This window comes from Bacillus sp. BR3(2024), assembly GCF_039134555.1.
Taxonomy (GTDB): domain Bacteria; phylum Bacillota; class Bacilli; order Bacillales; family Bacillaceae_G; genus Bacillus_A; species Bacillus_A cereus.
Window position 1 is genome coordinate 830941 of the sequence record NZ_CP152433.1, and the last position, 21094, is coordinate 852034.

The following is a 21094-nucleotide window of genomic DNA, read 5'->3' on the forward strand; positions in this document are numbered from 1 at the left end:
TTAGCGCTATTTTGTAGGAAAACATTATCCGTAAAACGGATAATGTTTTTTGTTTTCTTTAAAAAAGTATTTGACGAATGAAATAAAATACCGTATTGTTTTGACTTGTAAATAAAAGTTCACCATAACAAAACAAAAAGGAGAGTTCAAAATGAATCAATATATTGGGAATTTAATTATTCGTATCGTGTTAGGAGTTACGTTTTTTGCACACGGTTTAGCAAAGTTTCAATCAGGTATCGATAACGTAGCAGGATGGTTTACAAGCATCGGTTTACCAGGTGGTCTTGCATACGGCGTAGCAACAGTTGAATTAGTTGGTGGTATATTATTAATTATCGGTTTAGGTGTACGATATGTAGGATTGTTATTCGCTCTTATTTTAGCTGGAGCTATTGTAAAGGTAAATGGAGCAGCAGGTTTATTAGGAGATGGAAAGAATCCAGGATATGAATTAGATCTTGCATTATTATCAATGGGTGCGTATTTATTCGTAGTAAAAGCAGAAGGATATGTAGATCGTTTCTTAAAAGAGAAAGTAATGAAAACGAAGTAAATTTTATTTATAAATGTTGACTTGAAGAAATATTGTAACTATAATGATTACAACAAATAGATTAAGAGTAAAACAATTTAAATATTTTTTTGCACAAGATGTAACTGTATAGGTTACATCTTGTGCAAAAATAAATAAACGGGAGGAAGTAATATGCCTAAATCAAATTTAGAAATTATTCAAAGCACGTATGAAGGATCAGCGTCTTCGAATGCAAAGCATTTAGCAGAAGCCTTCTCTGAAAAAGTGGAATGGACAGAGGCAGAAGGTTTCCCGTACGGCGGAACATATAAAGGCGTAGAAGCTATAATGGAAAATGTATTTAGCCGTTTAGGATCAGACTGGGATGATTATAAAGCAAGTGTAAATACATATCATGAAGTAAACGGAAAAGATGTAATTGTTGCTGAAGGTATGTATTCTGGAGTTTATAAAGAAACAGGAAAATCATTTGAAGCAGAATTTGTTCATGTATGGCAGCTTGAAAATGGAAAAATCGTGAAGTTTAAGCAGTATGTAGATAGTCATATTGTTAGGGAAGCGATGAAGAGCTAATGCTTTTTAAATGGATTGTAGGTATATGTATTACCATTATGGTAATCATCTCTTCTATAGTTGGCGGAAAGAAATTGCTTGCATATGTGGAAAAAGAAAATACAAATATTCAAACCGAGCGAGCGGCAAACGAAAAAGAGAAAAAAGCTGCAGAAGAAGCCCCGCAAATTAGTGAAGGTGAAATTATTTCTACTATGCATAAAATGGTGCACCAAAAGGTAAAATCCTCTGAAAAATGGGGATTTGTAGAGATGACAAAAAAGGAAATTTCTAATGTAAAAAGAGATATTGAAAATAGTACAGGTTTTCAATATAAAATGAAGTTATTTTCTATTATAAATAGATGGGAAAAAGGAGATTTTTCTCAAACTGTTGAGGAGCATAACTTTTTATGGAGCCTTCAAGGTGGAGATACTGGCAAGGCGACGAAACGTTTATCGCCAGAAGAGGAAAAGCAGTATATAAAAGAAATGAAGAGAAAATAAAAACATCGCCAACCCAGATGACGATGTTTTTTCATTAAGAATGTTTTCGCATTAAAGGTCTAACAGGCTGAACGGCAACAGTTTTAAAATGAGAAAATAAATAACATCCTGTTACAACGACAATTGTCCCTAAAATTTGTATCCACGTTAATTCTTCTCTGAGGAATATGAATGCTAAAATGGCTGTGAAAATTGGATTGAAGTTTAGAAAAATACCTGATGTAGTTGCGCCTAATTTTTGTACACCAATATTCCAAAATACCATACAAAGAACTGTCGAAATAAGCCCAGTATATAAAAGTGATGTGATGAAAGAAGTATTTATATTTGAAACAGTGAAGCTACCTATGTTAAGCGGTAGTAATAAAATAACGCCGAAAATACCAGAGTACAACGTTGCCATAAGTGGTGTAGTTGTTTTTGTTGCCCATTTACTACAAACAGAATAGATTCCCCAAATACAAACTGCTGCAATCATCCATAAATCGCCGCTATTAAAATGTAGTGAAAATAAAAGCGAGAAATCACCTTTTAATAGGACGAGGATAACCCCGAAGAATGAAAGAATCATGGATAGGATTTGAAGTGTATTTACTTTTTCTTTTAGAAATAATACTGAAAATAATGCGATTGAAATTGCATTCAATGTAGAGATAAGACCTACATTCGTAGCGGATGTTTTTTCTAATGCTAAAAATTGAAAGATGTTAAAAAGAGCGACCCCTGAAATTCCCATCAATATTAAAGGAAGTATTGCGGTACGTGGTGGAAGGATTTTCTTTTCTTTAAACCATACCATCGGTAATAAACAAACAATCGCAATCATCCATCTTAAATTTGTCAGTGTCATCGGCGATGCATGATCGACGAGTGATTTTCCAACGACAAAATTTCCTCCCCATAATAAGCTCGTTAGTAATAGTAAAAAGACGTAAAAATAAGGCATGCTAAAATCCCCTTTTTTGTAATCAATACGAATTGTAAATAATTTTAGCATTTTTCTTTATTGTGTAATATATTCTTTTGTATAATGGTGAAAACTCGATAAAATCTTTAGTTATGAATGATATTTACGGAATGATATTCAGTTTTTTGTAAGGTATAAGGTGTTTTTTCGAATAATCATCGGTAAGAAAAAAGGGGGGAATTGTAATGGAGTCGTCTGTTATTAAAGTGTTGGATGATTTGGATGTACAAATTTTAGATATATTGCAGAAGGAGTCACAAGTAAGTAATGCAGAGCTGGCACGTCGCGTTAATTTATCACCGGCTGCGATGCATGCAAGAATAAAAAGATTGGATGGGGAAGGTTTCATCGATAAGCAAGTTGCGATTTTAAATCAAGAAAAGCTTGGGTTTGATTTATTATGTTTTATTTTTATGAGTACAAATATTCATCAATTTGACAAGCTGGAAGTGTTGGAGAAAGAATTAGAATCGATGCCGGAAGTGTTAGAATGTCACTGTTTAACAGGAGAGTACGATTATTTATTAAAGGTTGCAAATCGTGATCGTAAAGAACTAGAGCAGTTTATTAGAAAGTTGAATAAGCTTGGTATTACAAGGATACAGACAAGTTTAGCACTTCGTGAAATTAAATATTCGACGGTATTGCCGATACGAAATGAGGAACCGAGCATCGATTAGATTGCTTGGTTTTTTGTTTGTATAAATTGATTGACGAGGAGAAAAGAGAGATGTATTATTATATAAAATTGTGAATTAAAATTCATTTTAAGTTATAAATATTAATATTGAGGGGCAAGGGGATGTAATATGAAAATCTGTAATGCGGTGACGAGTGATGTGAAAGAAATTTATAGTCTTATTGAGGTTTATGCAAAAGAGGGAGTTGTTTTACCACGTTCTCTTTTGTCTCTTTATCAATATTTGCAATGTTTATATGTTATGAAAGAAGACGAGAGAATTGTTGGAGTTGCTGGTTTACATGTATTAGGGGAGGACCTAGCAGAAGTCCGGTCGTTAGTCGTTTCGCATACATATGCAGGAAAAGGGATTGGACGTATGTTAGTGAATCATGTCATGAATGAAGCTGCGAAAATAAAAGTGAGTAGAGTTATTTCTTTAACATATGAAACGGAATTTTTTCAAAAGTGCGGGTTTGATTTTGTGAATAGAGATGCATTGCCAGAGAAAGTATGGATTGATTGTAGGCATTGTCCAAAGGTTGATTATTGTGATGAGGTGGCGATGATTCGGTATGTTGGGTGAATTTTTCAGACAGAAAAAGTCCCACTATTATTTACGTAATAGTGGGCATCTATGTTTTAGGGGAAATTAAGAACTTGAATTCGTTTTTCTTACTGCAAACTTAAAAATGGGGTTTTTAAGTTCATAGTTATAAGTAGAACCATCGACAAGCCCTACAACTTTATCGCTATCATAAAGATCGAGCATAAATTGTGCCATTTGTTTTGCAGTGTGGAATTTTGGTACAACATTATCGTATTGGAATTCATCAATATCAAATGAACGCTTCGCGAACTCTGTTTCAGTTGCAGCAGGAGCTAAAACTTTTGCTTGCAGTTTTGCGCTTTGTTCTTTCAGTTCGTGAGACAGCCCTTCTGTAAATGCACTTACATAGAATTTCGTAGCGCAATACGTAACAGCATCAGCAACAATCGTGTATCCGCCTCCCGATGAAACGTTAATAAGCTGTGTTCCGTCAACCTTTGAATAATCTCGAACGAAAAGAGAAGAGAGTATTGTTAGTGCTTCTATATTGACATGCAACATCGTCTCGATTTTATTTAAATTTTGTTCAGCAATTGAGGCGAAATTACCAAAACCTGCGTTGTTAATCCACGTTTCAATTTGAAAAGATTGTAGGCTTTCATAAAGTTTATAAACATCTTCAGTAACAGATAAATCAGTTCTTCGAATGACAACATCCAATTCTGGATGCATTTCGTTAATTTTCAATTTTAATTCGTTTAATTCTTCTTGTCTTCGAGCTACAAGTACTAAATTTTTTCCGCGAGATGCAAATGCTAAAGCTGCTTCATAACCAATTCCGGAACTTGCGCCAGTAATAACAGTGTATTTCATATAAAATCCCCCTAAGTTCAAATGAATTTATTATGGTTAGATTGTATTTGTTAGAGTATACTCTAAGTCAAATGTTTTTTATAAATTTGATAAGGTCATAAAATATATGAGGGTAAGCATGTGGAGGGAGTTTTAGTATGTACACAATTAGCGAGGTAGCAAAATTATTAGGCGTGAGCACACATACACTACGTTATTATGAAAAGGAAAATATATTAATTGCAAATCGAGATACAAATGGAAATCGACTTTACGAAGAGTCACATATAAAGTGGTTGCAGTTTGTAATGAAATTAAAACAAACGCAAATGCCAATAGCGAAAATAAGAGAATACGCTAGATTATATACAGAAGGGGAGCATACAACAGAAGCTCGTTTACAGCTCCTAGAAGATCATAGGAAATCTATTCAGATTCAAAGAGAAAACTTAGAAGTTACAGAGAAGATGCTCGAGAATAAAATTCGTGCTTACAAAAGCTCATTGGAAAATAAATAGATGTTGTTATGTGATGAAAAATGGATTTGATCTATGAGTATTTCATCATAGTGTGCGGATAAATAAAAAAGAGCAGCTAGCAAAAGCTAACTGCTCCATTCAAGGGATTTCTCCAAGGGGGAGTGGAGAAAATATTATGTTACTAGCAGTATTGACAGATTATTGAGAAATATACAGTGGACGATAGAATTTTTTCTAACTACATGTGGAATCAGAAATAAATTGTCTGGTAGGACAGTTTATTCGACTATTTACAGACTGATTGAATCTTCATTTTATGTTTAATATATCTGCTTATCGTTGATAATTAGCTATTTTTTTACTGAAAAATAATAGCTTTAACAATAAAGTTTATAAATAAAATAAACATAGTTATATATTACATTATATTTATAATATAAATTATGAAGTAAATCTATTATGGATAATAACAAAGAATATGTAAGCAGACTAGGTTATTCTTATCCTGATATTACTTATAAATAAACTAACAATGATAGATGGTGATTTAACAATAGAACAGGGGATAAAAAATAAAAGATGCATTCAAGAATAAATTTGAAAATAAATAAGAGTTGAAAAAACTAATTATTATTTCATTCCACAATAACTAGTAGGGAGATTTCTAACTCAAAATTAGGCTGAAGCAAAGAAGTTAGTGGGCAGTCGTGCTGTCCGTTAATGTCCGATTGGTTCAATTAATAATCAGTGTATAATGAACAAAATTCCTACTGATTAAGTTTTACTTTATATATTATTTAAGGAGTTACGTTAAAATGGCGACATATTTTACAAGAACTTTTTCCGAGATGATTCAATTTAGTCCCCCGTATGTTTCACCTATTATTGGAACAATATTTTTAATAATAACGATAATACTTATATGGAAATACAAAAAAAACGACATCTCTTTAAAGTTTTTGATCTTAAGATTATTGCTAGTAAGTGTATCTTTTATTTATACAATGGGAGTATTAATAATTACAAGAATCGAGGCGATACCGTGGTCTATTTATGAAAGAGTGCTTGAGAATAAATCTATTTTTAAATTTTCTACACCACAATTAATTCCTTTTGATTCAATAATTCATATATTAAATATATATGGAATCGGAACTATTATTTTAGGTAATATATTACTTTTATTACCACTAGGATTTTTTCTGCCGTTATGGTTTCGAAATCTATTCAATTCTTATGTAGTAATATTCTTAATCATATTAACGTCAACAACAATCGAATTTTTACAATATCTTTTTGGGGTGGGAATACCTAATGTTGTTGATGTGTTATTAAATACGATAGGAGGAGGAATTGGATATGGTTTACTAAAAGTAATCGTATGTTTTAAAAGTACATAAAAATAAATAATACACATGAATAATAAGGGGATGCTTGTATATCAATTCGTATTCCCTTATTCTAAATTTCTGCACATATTTATTATGAAAATCGATTCTTGACACAGTATGATTTATTCATATACAATAAGTATGAATGACATTCAGTCATTTTCTGTGGCAGGATGTAGTTAGTTTGAAAACGGAACAAATATAAATGGTAAATGAGGATGATAGTTGTTTATATATAGTAGTGATGAAAGAGCATATTTTTTTTAAACAAAAATGACTGATAGTCAGTCATAAGAGGTGAGAGGTATGAAAAATAAAGCTTGGTTATATGTCATATTAACATGTATCTTTGAAATTTTTTGGGTGTTTGGTTTTAATACAGCCAATACTTGGTGGCATTGGATTATTATTTTAGGAGTTATAGCTGTTGATTTTCACTTCCTTTCTAAAGCGTGTGAACATCTTGCAACAGGGACTGTATATGCTGTTTTCGCTGGAGCTGGTACGGTAGGTACTTTCTTGATGGATGTATTTCTTTTCGGCGGAAGTTTCAGTGTAGGGAAGTTATTCTTTATCGTGATGGTTGTAGCTGGCGTTATCGGTTTAAAGCTAGCTGATAATAAAGAAGAAACTGTGGAAGGAGCTGCTTAAAGATGGGTTGGTTTTTCGTATTTTGTGCTGCAATTAGTGAAATAGTCGGTGTGATAGGACTTAAAATGTATAGTAAAGATAAGACATTAGCCAATGGTGCGATTTATATAGGCGGGTTTGCTACATCCTTCGCATTCTTGTATACATCTTTCTTATTTTTACAAGTCAGTGTCGCGTATGCGGTTTGGATCGGTATTGGAACAGCAGGTGCAGTTTTATTAAACATGTTCTTGTTTGGTGAGTCGAAAAGTAAAGCGCGTATTATTAGTGTGTTTCTTATTGTATGTGGAGTGACAGGATTAAAGGCACTTTCTTAAAGATATATTGTATTTTTATCTCCTAATTGTTTATTAGGAGATTTTATTATAAAAAAATGACGTCCTCTTAGAGTTCACTATCATTGACAGTACAATCAATTATCTTATAAAATGAGTGACAGTCATTCAATATGCGTGTGAAAGGGTTTAGATGATGAATAAAAAAGAGAAAATTGTCTATGCAGCGATTGAAGTGTTTCAGGAAAAGGGCGTCGAAAAAACGAAGATTTCTGATATCGTGAAATTAGCTGGCATTGCGCAAGGAACTTTCTATTTATATTTTCCTTCTAAGCTATCTGTTATGCCTGCAATAGCAGAAGTGATGGTTGAAAAGATGATACTTGCAGTGAAAGAGAAAGTACAAAAAGATGTACCTTTTTCAAATAAAGTGGCACAAGTAATCGATGCGGTGTTTCAATTTATAGAGGAATACCGTGAAATACAAGCTTTAATGTATGCGGGTCTTGCATCTACAGAACATATAAAAGAGTGGGAAGCTGTGTATGAGCCTCTTTATATGTGGTTAAGCGAATTTTTAAGTGAGGCGAAAGAAGCTGGTGAAATTCGTGATTCGGTTCACGCAGAACGAACAGCGAAGTTATTTATCGCTCTTGTTGAATCAGCAGCGGAACAAGTTTATTTATATGATCATAAAGATGATGATCAAGTCGAGCTACAAAAGGCAGAAGTACTAGATTTTTTAACACATGCACTACATATAAAGAAGTAGTAAGATGAACCTGTCTGAAAAGGTAGGTTCATTTTTGAGGAAAACTGAATGATAGTCATTCACCTAATGCTTATGTATGTGTGGAAGGATAGAGTGAAATTCTAATGAGTGGAGGCATCCTCACTCATTACTAGCCCGCAAAGAGCAGGATAAAGAAAAAGCTTCTTGGGCATTATTTTTTGAGAGGAACTTACGGGAAGAGGTGTTAAAAAGTGAAGAAACCGATAAAAGAACAAAAGATGGTATTGGTCATTCTTTTGAGTAATATATTTATCGCTTTTCTAGGGATTGGATTAATCATTCCGGTTATGCCGTCCTTTATGAATGATATGCATTTAACAGGGAAGACGATGGGCTATCTCGTTGCAGTGTTTGCAATGGCACAGCTCATTACTTCACCTATTACAGGCCGGTGGGTTGATCTTTACGGTAGGAAGAAAATGATAATCATTGGATTATTTATTTTTGGTGTTTCAGAGCTTCTTTTTGGATTGGGAAAAGATGTATGGATGCTTTATGTAGCAAGGGTGTTAGGCGGAATTAGTGCTGCGTTTATTATGCCTGGTGTTACGGCATATGTTGCGGATATTACATCTATTCAGGAACGTCCAAAGGCAATGGGATACTTATCTGCAGCGATTAGTACTGGATTCATTATAGGGCCTGGAATCGGCGGATTTATTGCAGAATACGGTATACGTGTGCCGTTTTTCGTTGCAGCAGCAATTGCCTTTATAGCATGTGTGATTTCGATCTTTATTTTAAAAGAACCGTTAACGAAAGAAGAACTTGCAGAGATTTCTTCTAATACGAAAGAATCAAGCTTTATTGGTGATTTAAAGAAATCATTACATCCAATGTATGCAATCGCATTTATTATCGTATTTGTACTCGCATTCGGATTATCAGCGTATGAAACAGTGTTTAGCTTGTTCTCTGATCATAAATTTGGTTTCTCGCCGAAAGATATTGCAGCGATTATTACAATTAGTTCAATCTTTGGGGTAGTTGTGCAAGTATTTATGTTTGGCAAATTGGTAGACATGTTCGGTGAGAAAGTGTTAATTCAAATATGTTTAATTGTAGGTGCAGTATTAGCATTCGTCTCAACTGTAGTCTTTAATTATTGGATTGTACTTCTCGTTACTTGCTTCATTTTCTTAGCATTTGATTTACTTCGTCCAGCTTTAACGACATTTTTATCAAAAGCAGCCGGAAAAGAGCAAGGATTCGTCGCTGGTATGAACTCAACTTATACGAGTTTAGGAAATATCGCAGGACCAGCGATGGGCGGAATATTATTTGATATGAATATTCATTATCCATATGCATTTTCAGGAGTTGTTTTAATAGTTGGTCTCGGCATTACATTTATGTGGAGAGAGAAACAGTTGGCTGAGAGTTTTGCGAAGTAATAAAACCCCTTACGACGGTAAGGGGTTTTTGTTTTATAAACTTAATCCAAACCGTTTTAATTCAATAAAAATCCCCTCTAATTGCTTTCCTTTATCCGTTAATGTGTACTCTACACGAGGCGGAACTTCTGGATATACTTTTCTCGTTATAATGCCTTGAGATTCTAATTCCTTTAGTCGAAGCGATAATGTTTTTGGACTAATCCCATCCATTGATTTTTGTAAATCACTAAAGCGTAATGTTCCTTCGATAAGAAGATCACGAATGATTAAAAATGTCCATTTTGTACTAATTACATCAAGCGTTTTAGCGATAGGACAAGGTATGCCAGGTAAACCTTTCGTTAATTCAACTGGATCTATATTGTTCATGGAACAAGCCTCCATAAAATTTTTTTGGATGAATTTGCTTTATAGTATCACAAAACTATACTTTTGGTAACTATATGAAAAAAATATCACTACTTCCATAAAGGAAGTTAGTGCATATACAATAGTAATACGAAACATAAAGGATTTATATGAGGAGGTGGTGATTTCCATGGGGATAAAAAAGTTATTTGGATTCCTTAGTTTGTTTGTTATTTGTATTGTGCTTGTAGCATGCGGCGCGGAACAAAAAGGTGAAGTTCAGTTATTAAAAGAAATGCCAAGGCCAAAAGCAATGACAATTGATCCCTCACTAAGTAAAAAAGAAGCGACAGAAATGGTTCATGCGGCGCAGCGTTTTTATGCATTTTGGGATACAGGTAAGGAGGAACTTATTCCGCAGACTGTTACTAAAGATTTCTTCGATAATACATTGCCGAAAGGGCGACCACAAGGCATTGAAGGATTAAAGTTTGCAGCGCAAAATTTTCGTAAAGTTGTGCCTGATATACATTGCGAGATTGAAGACTTATTGGTTGTTGGTGATAAAGTAACAGCCCGTCTTTCTTTTACAGGAACGCATAATGGTAAGAAAATTAATTTTTTTGCAATTGATATTTTACATGTGAAAGACAGAAAGATAACGGAGGATTGGCATTTAGAAGATAATCTTACACTACAGCAGCAACTCGGCTTAATAGCCGAAGAGTAGATCATATAGGGGAGAGAAAAGTAATGAAAAATATATTTATTATAAATGGACATGAAAAATACGGTACAAAGGAAGGACGATTAAATAGAACGTTAGTAGATTATATGGTTACTGTATTAGGCGAGAATCATCATGTGAAAACAACAACGATTCAAGATGGTTACAATATTAAAGAAGAACAAGATAAGTTTTTATGGGCCGATGTTGTTATTTATCAAACACCGATTTATTGGTTTAGTGTACCGGGCTTATTTAAAACGTATATGGATGAAGTATATGAATACGGTTTGTTCTTTAAAGGTGCAGATGAATATGGAACAGGTGGTTTATTAAAAGAGAAAGAGTATATGTTCTCTACAACTTGGAATGCACCTGAAAAAGCATTTGGAGATAAGACGAAGTTCTTTGAAGGAGAAAGTTTAGAATCAGCGCTTAGTCATTTACACCGCGTGCAAAAGTTTCTCGGTATGAGTCCGTTAAAGAGTTTTGCTTGTTATGATGTGGTGAAGAATCCGGATATTGAACAATATTTATTGAACTTGAAAGATCACTTAGATAGAGTAATTAAATAATAGTTTATATTTGTATGTGAAGAAGGTACTACTAAGGATGTAGTACCTTCTCCTTTTATAAAAACTCACACTTTAATGCGTGGATGGCTGTATCCATAACTTCGCAAAATTTGCCCAACCAAATGAATCAATTGTTACGTTTTTTAAAGAAGAAGGGTATGTTTTTCTTTTTAAAACGTGATAGTTAAATAAAATGATGTGTTCTGCTTGTAAAAACTCTTCAATCTCATACATGAGTTCATAACGCTTTTCTTTATTTTCTTCTAGTAAAAATGTATCTAGTAAACAGTTAATTTGTTTTTCGTAGTGCGGGTCCATGAACCGATTTACGAAGCAACTTTTATTTTTAAATACATTTAAGAATGCAATTTCATGATTGGCAGCAAAGACTTCTCCCATGAAAATAATATCAGCATGTTTATCAATAGAGCGATCCATATAATTTGAAACGGGAAATGGGTGAAGCGCTACTTGTATACCTAAACTTTCACATCGTTCTTTTAAGAAATATGCATCATTTGCACTATCTTTAAATGCGAAGAAGTAAATATGTATCGTTTCTCCATTATATGTACTCTTTTTCAAATACTCTTTTGCCTTTTCTAAAGAGTAGGATCTTCTTGTTGCAAGGCGGCTTCTATCAGGGAAGAAGCTTGATGCAGCAATTGTCCGTCTACCCTCTATGTTACGAAGTATCATTTCAACATCATATAGTTCTCTCCAAGCTTTTCGAAAGTAAATGTCGTGATGAGAACCAGGTTTTTTAAAGTTGAAGCTAGCATAAATACAACCTATTTCTTCTATTTGTATATCATGCCTTTCATTTTCCTCTTCGTTTGGTAGTTCATAATCAGCATCTATTTGCACATGGTCAGGAATACCCCAAAATTCAATACGGTCTAATAACGCGCGCTCTTTAAAATAATGGGTGAACGCTTCGAGTACGATATTATCTTCAGAGTAATGAGCAAGTTTGAAAGGTCCAGTACCTATATAATGATGATTTTGAATACTCGTATCACGCGGTAAAATTGCGAGCTGCATGGAACTTACATAGTGTAAGAAAAATAAATTTGGTTTTGCTAAATGGAATCGAATTTGCAGTGGTGATGGCGTTTCAATTTGAATAATTTCTTCTGTTAACCATTCGAAAGGGGATTGAACTTGTTTTAGTCTTTCAAATGAAAATTGTACATCTTTAGAAGTTAAAATTGTTTCGTTATGAAAATATATATCTTTTCGTAAATAAAAGGTCCACGTAAGTCCATCTTCACTTAATTCCCACGTATGCGCAATGTGAGGCTCCATTTTTTCAGTAACATCGTTATAGACGACTAACGTATCAAAAATTTGACTCGTAAGATGGCTCTCTGTAGTTACAGCCACAAAAGCCGGATCTAAAGGGAATATCTTTCTCGATATAGGAATCTTTAATACGTCGTACATATCATTTAAAGGTTCGTATCCAAAATGATGATGTAGTTTATTTTCTATCTTTTTTTGAAGTGCAAGGGGAAGGGGTTCTTTTAAAAGAAGAAAAACATCCTTTAATTTTTCTTGCGCTAACAGTTCATCTGTATAGGATTCAATCGCTTCTACGAAATTATGTATAAATAGAATTTCCGTTTTATTTCCGCGGCCTCGTCCTGGAGTCCAGCTAATTAATTGTTCCTCGCTCATTTTCTTTAATAAAATCTTTACGTTTTTCGTACTGCAATATAAGACATCAGCTAATTCTTGTAAGCTATTTTGTATATGTTTTTGATCTTGTGCATGTAGTCTTAGTCTAATGTAATAGTCCATAATTTTCATATATACACTTCCTTCTATCTATAAAAGGGGAAACTCTTTAGAATATTCTAACCTTTTTCTTCCTTTTTTTCAAAGTAAAATAAGTAAGCATAAGGAGGGGGAAACAATGGGATTTTGGAGTATGCATCGAAATATAAAAATTAGAATTATAACTTCGTTTTTAACACGTACTGTGTCCACGATGATTTTTCCATTTATGGCGATTTATTTTTCAATAAAGTTAGGTAGTGCGATTGCTGGTGCTTTACTACTCATTAATGTCATAGCTTCATTAGTAATTGGTTTATACGGTGGATATGTTGGGGATCGGCTTGGGCGTAAAAAGGTTATGATTATCGGTCAAAGTATACAAGTCATTTCTATTGCTTGTATGGGAGTTGCGAATTCGGATTATGTAGATTCACCGTGGTTAACATTTATCTTTATGCTAGTGAATAGTTTAGGATCTGGACTTATGAATCCTGCGACAGAGGCGATGTTAATTGATGTGAGTACACCTGAAAATCGAAAAGTAATGTACAGCATTAATTATTGGGCTATTAATTTATCCATTGCGATTGGAGCAATATTTGGTGGATTACTATTTGAAAACTATAGATTGCAATTGTTTATCGTATTAACTCTTGTTGCGATTATTACTCTATATGTGATGGCTGTGTATATGGAAGAAGTGTATGTAGTGAGAAAAACAGTAGAGAAGAAAAATGTATTAAAAGATATGGCAGATAGTTATAAAGTCGTGATGAAAGATAAAGCATTTTTAATTTTTTGTGCAGCGAGTATATGTACATTGTCTTTAGAGTTTCAAATTAATAATTATTTAGGTGTTCGCTTGCAGAAGGAATTTGAAACGGTGCACTTTTTATTCGGGAATGGTATTACGTTTGATTTAACAGGGATTCGCATGCTGAGCTGGATTTCTGCAGAGAATACAATTTTAGTTGTGTTATGTTCAGCACTTCTTATTAAAATGCTGAAAAGCTTCAGCGATTTGAAAATCTTATATGTAGGTTTATTCATTTATACAATTGGATTTACAATACTCGGAACGAGCAATAGCTTATGGATTTTATTAATTGCAGGGCTTTTCCAAACGGTAGGTGAGATGATGTATGTGCCAGTGCGTCAATCTATTATGGCAGATATGGTGCCAAATGAGGCAAGAGGTTCTTATATGGCGATTAACGGAATGGTCTTTCAAGTGGCAAAAATGAACGGGGCATTAGGTGTTATGCTAGGTTCATTTATTGCATCTTGGGGCATGAGTGCTCTGTACTTTATCGTTGGTATGAGCAGTATTTTACTATTTATGAAAGCGATAGGGAAAGAGAAGTATGAGGATGAGAGAAATGTTTCTCAAATTGGATGAAACTATATAAAAAGCGAACCAGTTATACTGGGATTCGCTTTTTATATAATTTTTAGAACGGATCAACTTCAGCTAAATTTGGAGTAGTACTAGGCTGTAGCAAAAGATTTTTTAATGTGCCTACTTCAGAAAGCGTTACTAATATGTAGCCACTAATCAGTACAATTAGCCCAATAACGCGTAACGTTTGTAAGCTCACTTCATTATTATTCGTTTCCGTTGGATTTGGGGGCGTTGAAGGTGGATTGTTATTCATAAATAAGGCTCCCATCTTTTGTATTTATATATGTGCGAAATCATTATTTAACTTATGGATAGGAATTATATAGTCATTTTCACTATATGAGAACTGCCTATGAAAAGTGATAAGGAATTTTTGGGCGAGAAAAGAGGGGAATCCAAAAGATTATTAAAACTGAACTTTGGGATTCCCCTCTTTTTATTTATCTTGCTATTTGTGGTGGTCGGATTGCCTGTAAACGACCAGTTGGTGGGGGCTAATTAATCAGTGGGGATGAATAAAACCTCACTGATTAACTATTTTCATGTAAATAAAAGGAGGTTAGTTATCCTAATATACGCAACGATTCTTCAATAAACGCTGGGATGTCCTCTGGCTGTCTACTTGTTACTAGCTGATTTTGACATACGATAACCTCTTTGTCATGAAAGTTCCCGCCGGCATTTTTTAAATCGACTTCAATAGATTTATATCCAGTTACATCACGTCCTTCAAGTGTTTGTGCAGTGATGAGTAGCTGAGGTCCGTGACAAATAGCGAAAACAGGCTTTTCCGCATCCATAAATGCTTTACTAAGGCGAACAAAACGTTCATCTGCACGAAGTATATCTGGGGAGAACCCGCCTGGTATGAAGAGGGCATCAAAGTTTTCTGGAGAAACATCGTCAATACTTTTATCAATTACGACTTCACTTTTTCCTTGTTTACCGTGTACCGTTTTCCCTTTTTCCATTTCAATAGTTGTTAATTCATAGCCCTTTTGTTTAAAAGCTCCTACTGGCTCTGTGTATTCTGTGTCCTCGAAATAATCCGTTATTAAAATAGCAATTTTTTTACTCATTCTAATCCGCTCCTTACATTATATTGTCGGTTCCAGAATCATCCTTGAGCAATGCCTTTTATAAAGTGAAACTTTAATTCATATTTTTTCATTCCCTCCACTTTCTTTGCCCTGTTAATTTAATAAATACCCTTTTTATTAGAACATAAACATGTATTATCGTCTTTGTATGTAAAAATCATAAAATACCGGTTGTTTAAATGGTTCTTGTTTGAGGAAGAAAAATAAAAAGGCCAAGGAGAAAGTTTATTTTCTCCTTGGCTTTTAAGATAATTCTTTTCGTTAAAATGCGGAAATTCTTTGCTTCGTTTTTGGTACAATAATAAATTTGATCCAGAGTAACCCGACAATCATAATGATAAGGCTATGTAAAAATTGACCTGTAGCAATGAGTATAACACTTGAAAATACAATGAGTTGAATACTTAGCAATATAAAGATTAAGCTAAGAAATTGCTTCATCCTTTCTTCAGTATGGATTGGATATAATGCTACAATAATATTTCCTGAAAAATATTTCCACAGTGAACGGAGCTGCATAGAGATCATATATAGAACGATATAAGAGATAGCACCTTTTACGTATATATTTGGTATAAAATATAAGGCAAAAGCACCGATCAATCCTAAGCGAATATATATACCGAAATAATCATTCCCACGTAAAAATGCTAATGTATGTAAATAGAAGAAAGTTGCTCGTTTTTTATGTAATAAAGGTTCAATCCAATTTGTAAGCCATTTTCTTTTATTTACTTGTTTATTCAGTTGCGGAACATCTGTGAAAATGCTAGCAAATTGATAAAAACGAACGTTCATTTTTTCTTCTTGCTCGATTATGTAATCCCACGGTATTCGTTTTGTAGGCTGTTTTTTCGTATATAGAAGTAGGAAAGCAATTAGTAAGAGTAGTCCGCCCAATATGAGAACATTTGCGGAATAAAACAGCATGTAAATGATTAGGGCGTTACAAGTAATACGAATGATTAGCCATATATTTTTTTCGTGACTATCACGCCACATCCAATGTATGTACATGTTCCAGGCTTTCGTAATCATTAACACGATAAAGATTGTACATAAAAAAGGTACAGTTAATTGCAATGATTGCATAGCAAGTGGAACGAGAATAAGGAACGTAAATAACAATGGGAAAAGCTGAATGATGTAATTGTATAGAAGAGATTTTTTGAAATAAGATGTTAATTTCTCTTCTAGTGCTAGTAAATAGACAGCATCAGGTTTTTGAATAAATGTACGGATAGGGCATCTCGTTATAATGAATGTAAGTACAATCGTTATAATTATTAAAGATATTCCTTTAGAAGGAGATGCTTTTAGAAACTGAGCATAATAATATGCACCAACGCATGAAATAAAGATAAAGCTATATAGTAAACCGTTAATCATACGTGCAAAGTATGTAATGATATTTTGAATATGTTGTTGGAAGCGACTGCTCCATAGCGATTCGATTGACATGTTTTTCACCTCTTTGTTCTATTATATATGTTTTACAAAAGAAAAAACGAGCAAATTGCGTTATGCAACTTGCCCGTTTTTCTTTTCGTTATTTTTTTTCTGATCACGATTCATTAATGGATAGAAAGCAAATCCGATTACGAATAAACCAATTCCGAGAAGGAACGTTTTTATATCGGATGCGCCCGTTTTAATAACCCATAGTGCGTAGCAAAGTGCGATAACTGCGACTATGCCATCTGTAATTCTTGCCCGCATTTCATTTTTATATGTTTCACCAGTTGCGACTAGTTTTAACTGGAAGATTGGTGAAACGAGATATGGAATGAGGTAGGCCAGTGTTGATACGGTAATAACGAATGTATAAGCTTCCGCAATGGTTCCTGATAATGTTGAGAATAGGAATACTTGCGACATAATGTTTGTTAATCGTAATGAGTAAATTGGACTTCCTTTTTTATTTGTTTTCGTGAAGAAGGAAGGGAAGAAACCTTCTTTTGCTGCTTGATAAGGTACTTCTGAGCTTAATAAAATCCAGCCTAAGATAGAACCGAACAGGGAAGTAAGAGCCAGTAATGCCATCAGTTTCCCGCCGCCGTGACCCATTGCAGCGTTTAGTGCATCTGCTAATGGACGTTCAGAAGCTTGTAATTTATCAACGTGAAGTACACCCATTGTTAAAATTGTAATTCCTAAGTAGATGGCAACTGTAATAAGTAATCCCGCAACTGTTGCACGTTTTACCGTTTTTGGAGAAACAGCACGGTTTGATAAAAGAACGGCTGATTCAATTCCGATAAACGCCCAAAGCGTTGTAAGAGCAGCTAAATTTACTTGTGAAAGAAGACCGTGTGATGCACCTGATTTATCAATCATCGGTGTGTACCATTGTCCAAATTTAGAAGCTTCGAATGCAAATAACGTAACGACGATGAATAAAAGGAATCCAGTTACTTTCGTTGTTGTTGCTAAGAAGTTTAGTTTTCCAGCTCCGCTTACACCGTTTGTTAATATAATATGAGTTCCCCAAAGTAAGATGGAACAAATCGTAAATGTAATTAGTTTTCCGACTTCTACGTTAAACGAACCGATTGAAAATAGTAGTCGCGTATCTTTCATAATTGGGAAGAAGAGTGATAAATATCCCGCAAATGATGTAATGATGGCAACGTTACTTGCCCAGTTTGCAACCCAATATCCCCATACCATACTGAAACCAGCCATTTTTTTCTTTTTTGGTGTTGAGAATAAAGCATATGCATGACTTTGTGGCCCTGTCGTTAAATCAGGACGACGAATTGCTAAATTACCGAAAACAAGAGCTAGCATTAAAACACCAAACCCTGTAGTTAACCAAGCTAAAGTGACACCGAGTGGGCTTGCTGTTTGTGCCAACGTACTTGGCACCATGAAAATACCAGCGCCAACCATGTTACCGACAACGAAAGCTGTTAATACCCAAAAGCCCCATTTTTTTTGTTGCATAGAAAATACCTCCAAAGTTAGTATAACCAAGTCAAGCGAGGAGATATGTATGTCTTCCTGAGTTAGGAAGAGAAGTCCCAAACAAAACAAAAAAAGCATGTAATTTGCCGCTACATGCTTTCTATCTTATAAGAAACCCACGACATACCTCTCGATAGCTCTCCACAAACGAAACGTTTGTGACAGTTCTGCACTTATTAAATGCAGACCCAGCAAGCGTGCATGGTGGACACGACTTACTTCGGCAACCATTCCTTTCTCATTCCTTCATCAATGCCACTACATCTCCTGAAATGATACTCTTAATGATTGCAACCTCTACCTCACCGAGATACGAATGAGGATTTAAATATTAAATTAACGTCTTTAAGAGTAACAAATGAATTTTTATACGTCAATGGATATAGTAATAATCAGATTATAGAGAAGAGTTTGTGATTAAAAGTAAGAGGGGTTGTTATGTGATATTTGAATTTTCGTAATATAATACATATTATTAGCGCTAGATGATTGAAAAGGGGATGAAGTAAATGTCTGTATGTCATAAACATTCAGTAATAGGTGTGCTAGATTCGGGAGTTGGGGGATTAACAGTTGCGAGCGAAATTATAAGACAATTGCCTAAAGAAAGCATTTATTATATTGGTGATAATAAGCGTTGCCCGTATGGACCAAGAAGTGTAGAGGAGGTGCAATCTTTCGTATTTGAAATGGTTGAGTTCCTCAAACAGTTTCCATTAAAAGCGCTAGTCGTAGCATGTAATACTGCTGCAGCTGCTGCATTGACTGAGCTGCAAGAAGCACTTTCCATTCCAGTTATTGGCGTTATACATCCAGGAGCAAGAGCGGCAATTAAAGTAACAAAGAAAGGGGAAATCGGGGTAATTGGAACTGTAGGTACGATAAAATCTAATATGTATGAAAAAGCATTACACGAGCTGGATACATATTTGGAAGTGCATAGCTATGCTTGCCCGACTTTAGCCACAGTTGTAGAAAATCAATTAGAAGATACAGCATATGTCACGCAGCAAGTGAAACAAGCTTTACTTCCATTAACGAAAGAAGATATAGATACGTTAATTCTTGGATGTACGCATTATCCACTTTTAGAGTCCTATATAAAAAAGGAACTAGGAGAAGATATAACGATTATTAGTTCTGCAGAAGAAACGGCGATAGAGTTAAGCACCATTTTACAGCACAAAGGAATTTTGTCTGACAATCTGAATCCGAAGCATCGTTTTTTTACAACGGGATCTGTTTTATCATTTGAACATATTGCTGAGCGATGGCTAGGGTATCAAATTTCTGTAGAATGTGTACATTTGCCTATGAAAAATGCGTGTATGCATAATTAAGATTTAGTAAATTACGTTTTTAAATAAATCAGGTTCGTTTCATAAGAAGGAAAGAATAAGCTTTTAATTGAAATGATTAAGGTCATTTTAATTAAAGGAGAGGTTTGATTATGGAATTATCAAGATCTCAATTATTTGCTTTAGAGTATATTTCAAAATATGCAGAGAACGAAAAACGTGAGGCTAAAGCAACGATTAATCATATACTTAAAATGTCAAATATTACAGATGAAATATTTGAAGAGGCTGTCGCTAATTTAAAAACTCACGCAAGGATTGCTTTACACTTTCATCCAGACAGACTAGATTCGAGTAAGAAAAGTGTTGCTGAAGCACTATTTGAGCAAGGAGTATATAAAAGTCAGTTTGAAACATTGCTATCTAATGGAAGCGTATCTGCTTATCCTGGTGGTGAACGTGACCTTTGGGAAAAGAGAATATTTGGAGGGGCATATCAATTAGAAGGCGTAACGAATGATCAACGTCCAAAATACGGAGCGCTAAATTTAATGTTACATCCAGATGGGCCAGCTCCGCGTTTTGGTTCCTGTTATTTTCTCTTATCTCCAAAAGTTTCTTCGCGTTCTACATATACATATTTAGATTCGCATCAAGATCCGAAAGAAAAGGGGACTTATGAGGAGTTTGATATGATTTTAGCTGCTCTTTTGGAAGAGACATTCGTAAGAGATTTTGCAATTGGTGAAGGAAATTTGACTCCAACAATATTAATTAATCATTTACTGGCTAATCTGAAAAGGCCGTTTATAGATGTAGTAAGCAAAGAGCCAGCCCGTAATCTTAATCATTATATTGAAGCGCAGATTCATGGAGAGATTTCTCTAAAAGAAGACGTGGAAGCGCTTGTTGCAGATCCTTCATTTAAGGGTACGGATGTAGGAAAAGTTTTAGAAGAAATTTGCCTGAAGTATGCTATTGATTTGTATTGGCACATCGGTTTTGTACTTGCGGTAGACGAAGTTCCGATGGATTTTAGAGGTTCAAAAATGCCATCTTTAGCAAGACGCATTGCACGGAATCATTGTATCGATGCAAATATAATTGGCTCTGCTGTAGTGGATTTGAAGTGCAATCCATTATCTTGGAGTGATCGTGGAACTTATGAAGAAGTGCTTCAGGAATTAAAATTATTATGGCATGTTTTAGTTCGATTTGGAAAACCAAATCGGAAGTAGAATGAAATACTTCGTTTTTGGAAGTAT

The 21094-nt window shown here is 34.3% G+C and carries 25 protein-coding genes and 1 riboswitch; of the genes, 17 read left to right on the forward strand and 8 right to left on the reverse strand.

The genetic code is table 11. From position 1 onward, the window contains the following. Window positions 1-151 precede the first annotated feature (151 nt). From V7S45_RS04315 to V7S45_RS04325, 3 genes are all read left to right on the forward strand, one after another. On the forward strand, window positions 152-556 hold the full coding sequence (locus tag V7S45_RS04315; protein ID WP_001077751.1) for a DoxX family protein: 405 nt from the start codon (window positions 152-154) through the stop codon (window positions 554-556). 153 nt (window positions 557-709) lie between these two features. Beyond that, window positions 710-1111 (forward strand): nuclear transport factor 2 family protein, encoded by a 402-nt coding sequence (locus V7S45_RS04320; RefSeq protein WP_001126699.1) that lies wholly within the window; start codon window positions 710-712, stop codon window positions 1109-1111. Further along, complete coding sequence (locus V7S45_RS04325) at window positions 1111-1596, forward strand: PRK06770 family protein (RefSeq protein WP_242278506.1); 486 nt, start codon at window positions 1111-1113, stop codon at window positions 1594-1596. The genes V7S45_RS04320 and V7S45_RS04325 overlap by 1 nt, the downstream gene beginning before the upstream one ends. Before the next feature lie 34 nt (window positions 1597-1630). On the opposite strand, the gene V7S45_RS04330 is transcribed toward V7S45_RS04325, so the two are convergent. Further along, window positions 1631-2542 carry a DMT family transporter gene (locus V7S45_RS04330; RefSeq protein ID WP_257115875.1) on the reverse strand — a complete coding sequence of 304 codons (912 nt, stop codon included), beginning with the start codon at window positions 2540-2542 and terminating at the stop codon, window positions 1631-1633. Between the two features lie 206 nt (window positions 2543-2748). Between V7S45_RS04330 and V7S45_RS04335 the strand changes: the two genes are divergently transcribed. Both V7S45_RS04335 and V7S45_RS04340 read left to right on the forward strand, forming a co-directional pair. Then, a complete protein-coding gene (locus tag V7S45_RS04335; RefSeq protein WP_000446097.1) occupies window positions 2749-3243 on the forward strand; it encodes an Lrp/AsnC family transcriptional regulator in 495 nt (164 codons plus the stop codon). A 129-nt stretch (window positions 3244-3372) separates the two neighbouring features. Next, a complete protein-coding gene (locus tag V7S45_RS04340; RefSeq protein WP_000686669.1) occupies window positions 3373-3828 on the forward strand; it encodes an N-acetyltransferase in 456 nt (151 codons plus the stop codon). A gap of 66 nt (window positions 3829-3894) precedes the next feature. Here the strand turns inward: V7S45_RS04340 and V7S45_RS04345 are convergent, their stop codons facing one another. Then, a complete protein-coding gene (locus tag V7S45_RS04345) occupies window positions 3895-4665 on the reverse strand; it encodes an SDR family NAD(P)-dependent oxidoreductase (protein ID WP_242278505.1) in 771 nt (256 codons plus the stop codon). A 137-nt stretch (window positions 4666-4802) separates the two neighbouring features. Between V7S45_RS04345 and V7S45_RS04350 the strand changes: the two genes are divergently transcribed. From V7S45_RS04350 to V7S45_RS04375, 6 genes are all read left to right on the forward strand, one after another. After that, window positions 4803-5162 carry a MerR family transcriptional regulator gene (locus V7S45_RS04350; protein ID WP_000288066.1) on the forward strand — a complete coding sequence of 120 codons (360 nt, stop codon included), beginning with the start codon at window positions 4803-4805 and terminating at the stop codon, window positions 5160-5162. A gap of 776 nt (window positions 5163-5938) precedes the next feature. Further along, the gene (locus V7S45_RS04355; RefSeq protein ID WP_342761668.1) at window positions 5939-6523 is read left to right on the forward strand and encodes a VanZ family protein; all 585 of its coding nucleotides are present in this window, start codon (window positions 5939-5941) and stop codon (window positions 6521-6523) included. A gap of 297 nt (window positions 6524-6820) precedes the next feature. Continuing rightward, window positions 6821-7165, forward strand: a complete 345-nt coding sequence (locus V7S45_RS04360; protein WP_000790626.1) for an SMR family transporter — start codon at window positions 6821-6823, stop codon at window positions 7163-7165. Window positions 7166-7167: 2 nt separating this feature from the next. Beyond that, window positions 7168-7482 carry a multidrug efflux SMR transporter gene (locus V7S45_RS04365; protein ID WP_000539671.1) on the forward strand — a complete coding sequence of 105 codons (315 nt, stop codon included), beginning with the start codon at window positions 7168-7170 and terminating at the stop codon, window positions 7480-7482. Window positions 7483-7633: 151 nt separating this feature from the next. After that, window positions 7634-8212, forward strand: coding sequence for a TetR family transcriptional regulator (locus tag V7S45_RS04370; protein ID WP_043924626.1), 579 nt, complete (start codon window positions 7634-7636; stop codon window positions 8210-8212). Between the two features lie 212 nt (window positions 8213-8424). Then, the gene (locus V7S45_RS04375) at window positions 8425-9627 is read left to right on the forward strand and encodes a tetracycline resistance MFS efflux pump (protein WP_000742953.1); all 1203 of its coding nucleotides are present in this window, start codon (window positions 8425-8427) and stop codon (window positions 9625-9627) included. A 33-nt stretch (window positions 9628-9660) separates the two neighbouring features. Here the strand turns inward: V7S45_RS04375 and V7S45_RS04380 are convergent, their stop codons facing one another. Further along, a complete protein-coding gene (locus V7S45_RS04380; RefSeq protein ID WP_001059470.1) occupies window positions 9661-9999 on the reverse strand; it encodes a helix-turn-helix domain-containing protein in 339 nt (112 codons plus the stop codon). A gap of 169 nt (window positions 10000-10168) precedes the next feature. Between V7S45_RS04380 and V7S45_RS04385 the strand changes: the two genes are divergently transcribed. Next, the gene (locus V7S45_RS04385) at window positions 10169-10708 is read left to right on the forward strand and encodes an ester cyclase (RefSeq protein ID WP_000511552.1); all 540 of its coding nucleotides are present in this window, start codon (window positions 10169-10171) and stop codon (window positions 10706-10708) included. 23 nt (window positions 10709-10731) lie between these two features. Further along, a complete protein-coding gene (locus V7S45_RS04390; protein ID WP_006917044.1) occupies window positions 10732-11280 on the forward strand; it encodes an NAD(P)H-dependent oxidoreductase in 549 nt (182 codons plus the stop codon). Window positions 11281-11352: 72 nt separating this feature from the next. Here V7S45_RS04390 and V7S45_RS04395 read toward each other — a convergent pair whose 3' ends face one another. Further along, window positions 11353-13092 (reverse strand): SgrR family transcriptional regulator, encoded by a 1740-nt coding sequence (locus tag V7S45_RS04395; RefSeq protein WP_342761669.1) that lies wholly within the window; start codon window positions 13090-13092, stop codon window positions 11353-11355. A gap of 106 nt (window positions 13093-13198) precedes the next feature. On the opposite strand from V7S45_RS04395, the gene V7S45_RS04400 reads away from it, so the two are divergent. Beyond that, complete coding sequence (locus V7S45_RS04400; RefSeq protein WP_242278501.1) at window positions 13199-14461, forward strand: MFS transporter; 1263 nt, start codon at window positions 13199-13201, stop codon at window positions 14459-14461. A gap of 52 nt (window positions 14462-14513) precedes the next feature. Here V7S45_RS04400 and V7S45_RS04405 read toward each other — a convergent pair whose 3' ends face one another. Next, window positions 14514-14717: a hypothetical protein gene (locus V7S45_RS04405; protein WP_001063866.1), complete on the reverse strand. Its 204-nt coding sequence runs from the start codon at window positions 14715-14717 to the stop codon at window positions 14514-14516. A 99-nt stretch (window positions 14718-14816) separates the two neighbouring features. Between V7S45_RS04405 and V7S45_RS04410 the strand changes: the two genes are divergently transcribed. Beyond that, on the forward strand, window positions 14817-14966 hold the full coding sequence (locus V7S45_RS04410; RefSeq protein ID WP_242278500.1) for a hypothetical protein: 150 nt from the start codon (window positions 14817-14819) through the stop codon (window positions 14964-14966). 61 nt (window positions 14967-15027) lie between these two features. Here V7S45_RS04410 and V7S45_RS04415 read toward each other — a convergent pair whose 3' ends face one another. The 3 genes from V7S45_RS04415 to V7S45_RS04425 all read right to left on the reverse strand — a co-directional run bounded on the left by V7S45_RS04415 (window position 15028) and on the right by V7S45_RS04425 (window position 18510). Next, complete coding sequence (locus tag V7S45_RS04415; protein WP_242278499.1) at window positions 15028-15543, reverse strand: type 1 glutamine amidotransferase domain-containing protein; 516 nt, start codon at window positions 15541-15543, stop codon at window positions 15028-15030. 282 nt (window positions 15544-15825) lie between these two features. Further along, window positions 15826-17025, reverse strand: a complete 1200-nt coding sequence (locus V7S45_RS04420; protein WP_342761670.1) for an ABC transporter permease — start codon at window positions 17023-17025, stop codon at window positions 15826-15828. Between the two features lie 60 nt (window positions 17026-17085). After that, complete coding sequence (locus V7S45_RS04425) at window positions 17086-18510, reverse strand: amino acid permease (protein ID WP_001186301.1); 1425 nt, start codon at window positions 18508-18510, stop codon at window positions 17086-17088. A 147-nt stretch (window positions 18511-18657) separates the two neighbouring features. Then, window positions 18658-18839, reverse strand: a riboswitch (Lysine riboswitch). 201 nt (window positions 18840-19040) lie between these two features. Here V7S45_RS04425 and racE point away from each other — a divergent pair. Continuing rightward, the gene (racE, locus tag V7S45_RS04430; RefSeq protein WP_025687296.1) at window positions 19041-19871 is read left to right on the forward strand and encodes a glutamate racemase; all 831 of its coding nucleotides are present in this window, start codon (window positions 19041-19043) and stop codon (window positions 19869-19871) included. Window positions 19872-19981: 110 nt separating this feature from the next. Then, window positions 19982-21067, forward strand: coding sequence for a DUF3626 domain-containing protein (locus V7S45_RS04435; RefSeq protein ID WP_000423689.1), 1086 nt, complete (start codon window positions 19982-19984; stop codon window positions 21065-21067). Window positions 21068-21094: the final 27 nt, after the last annotated feature.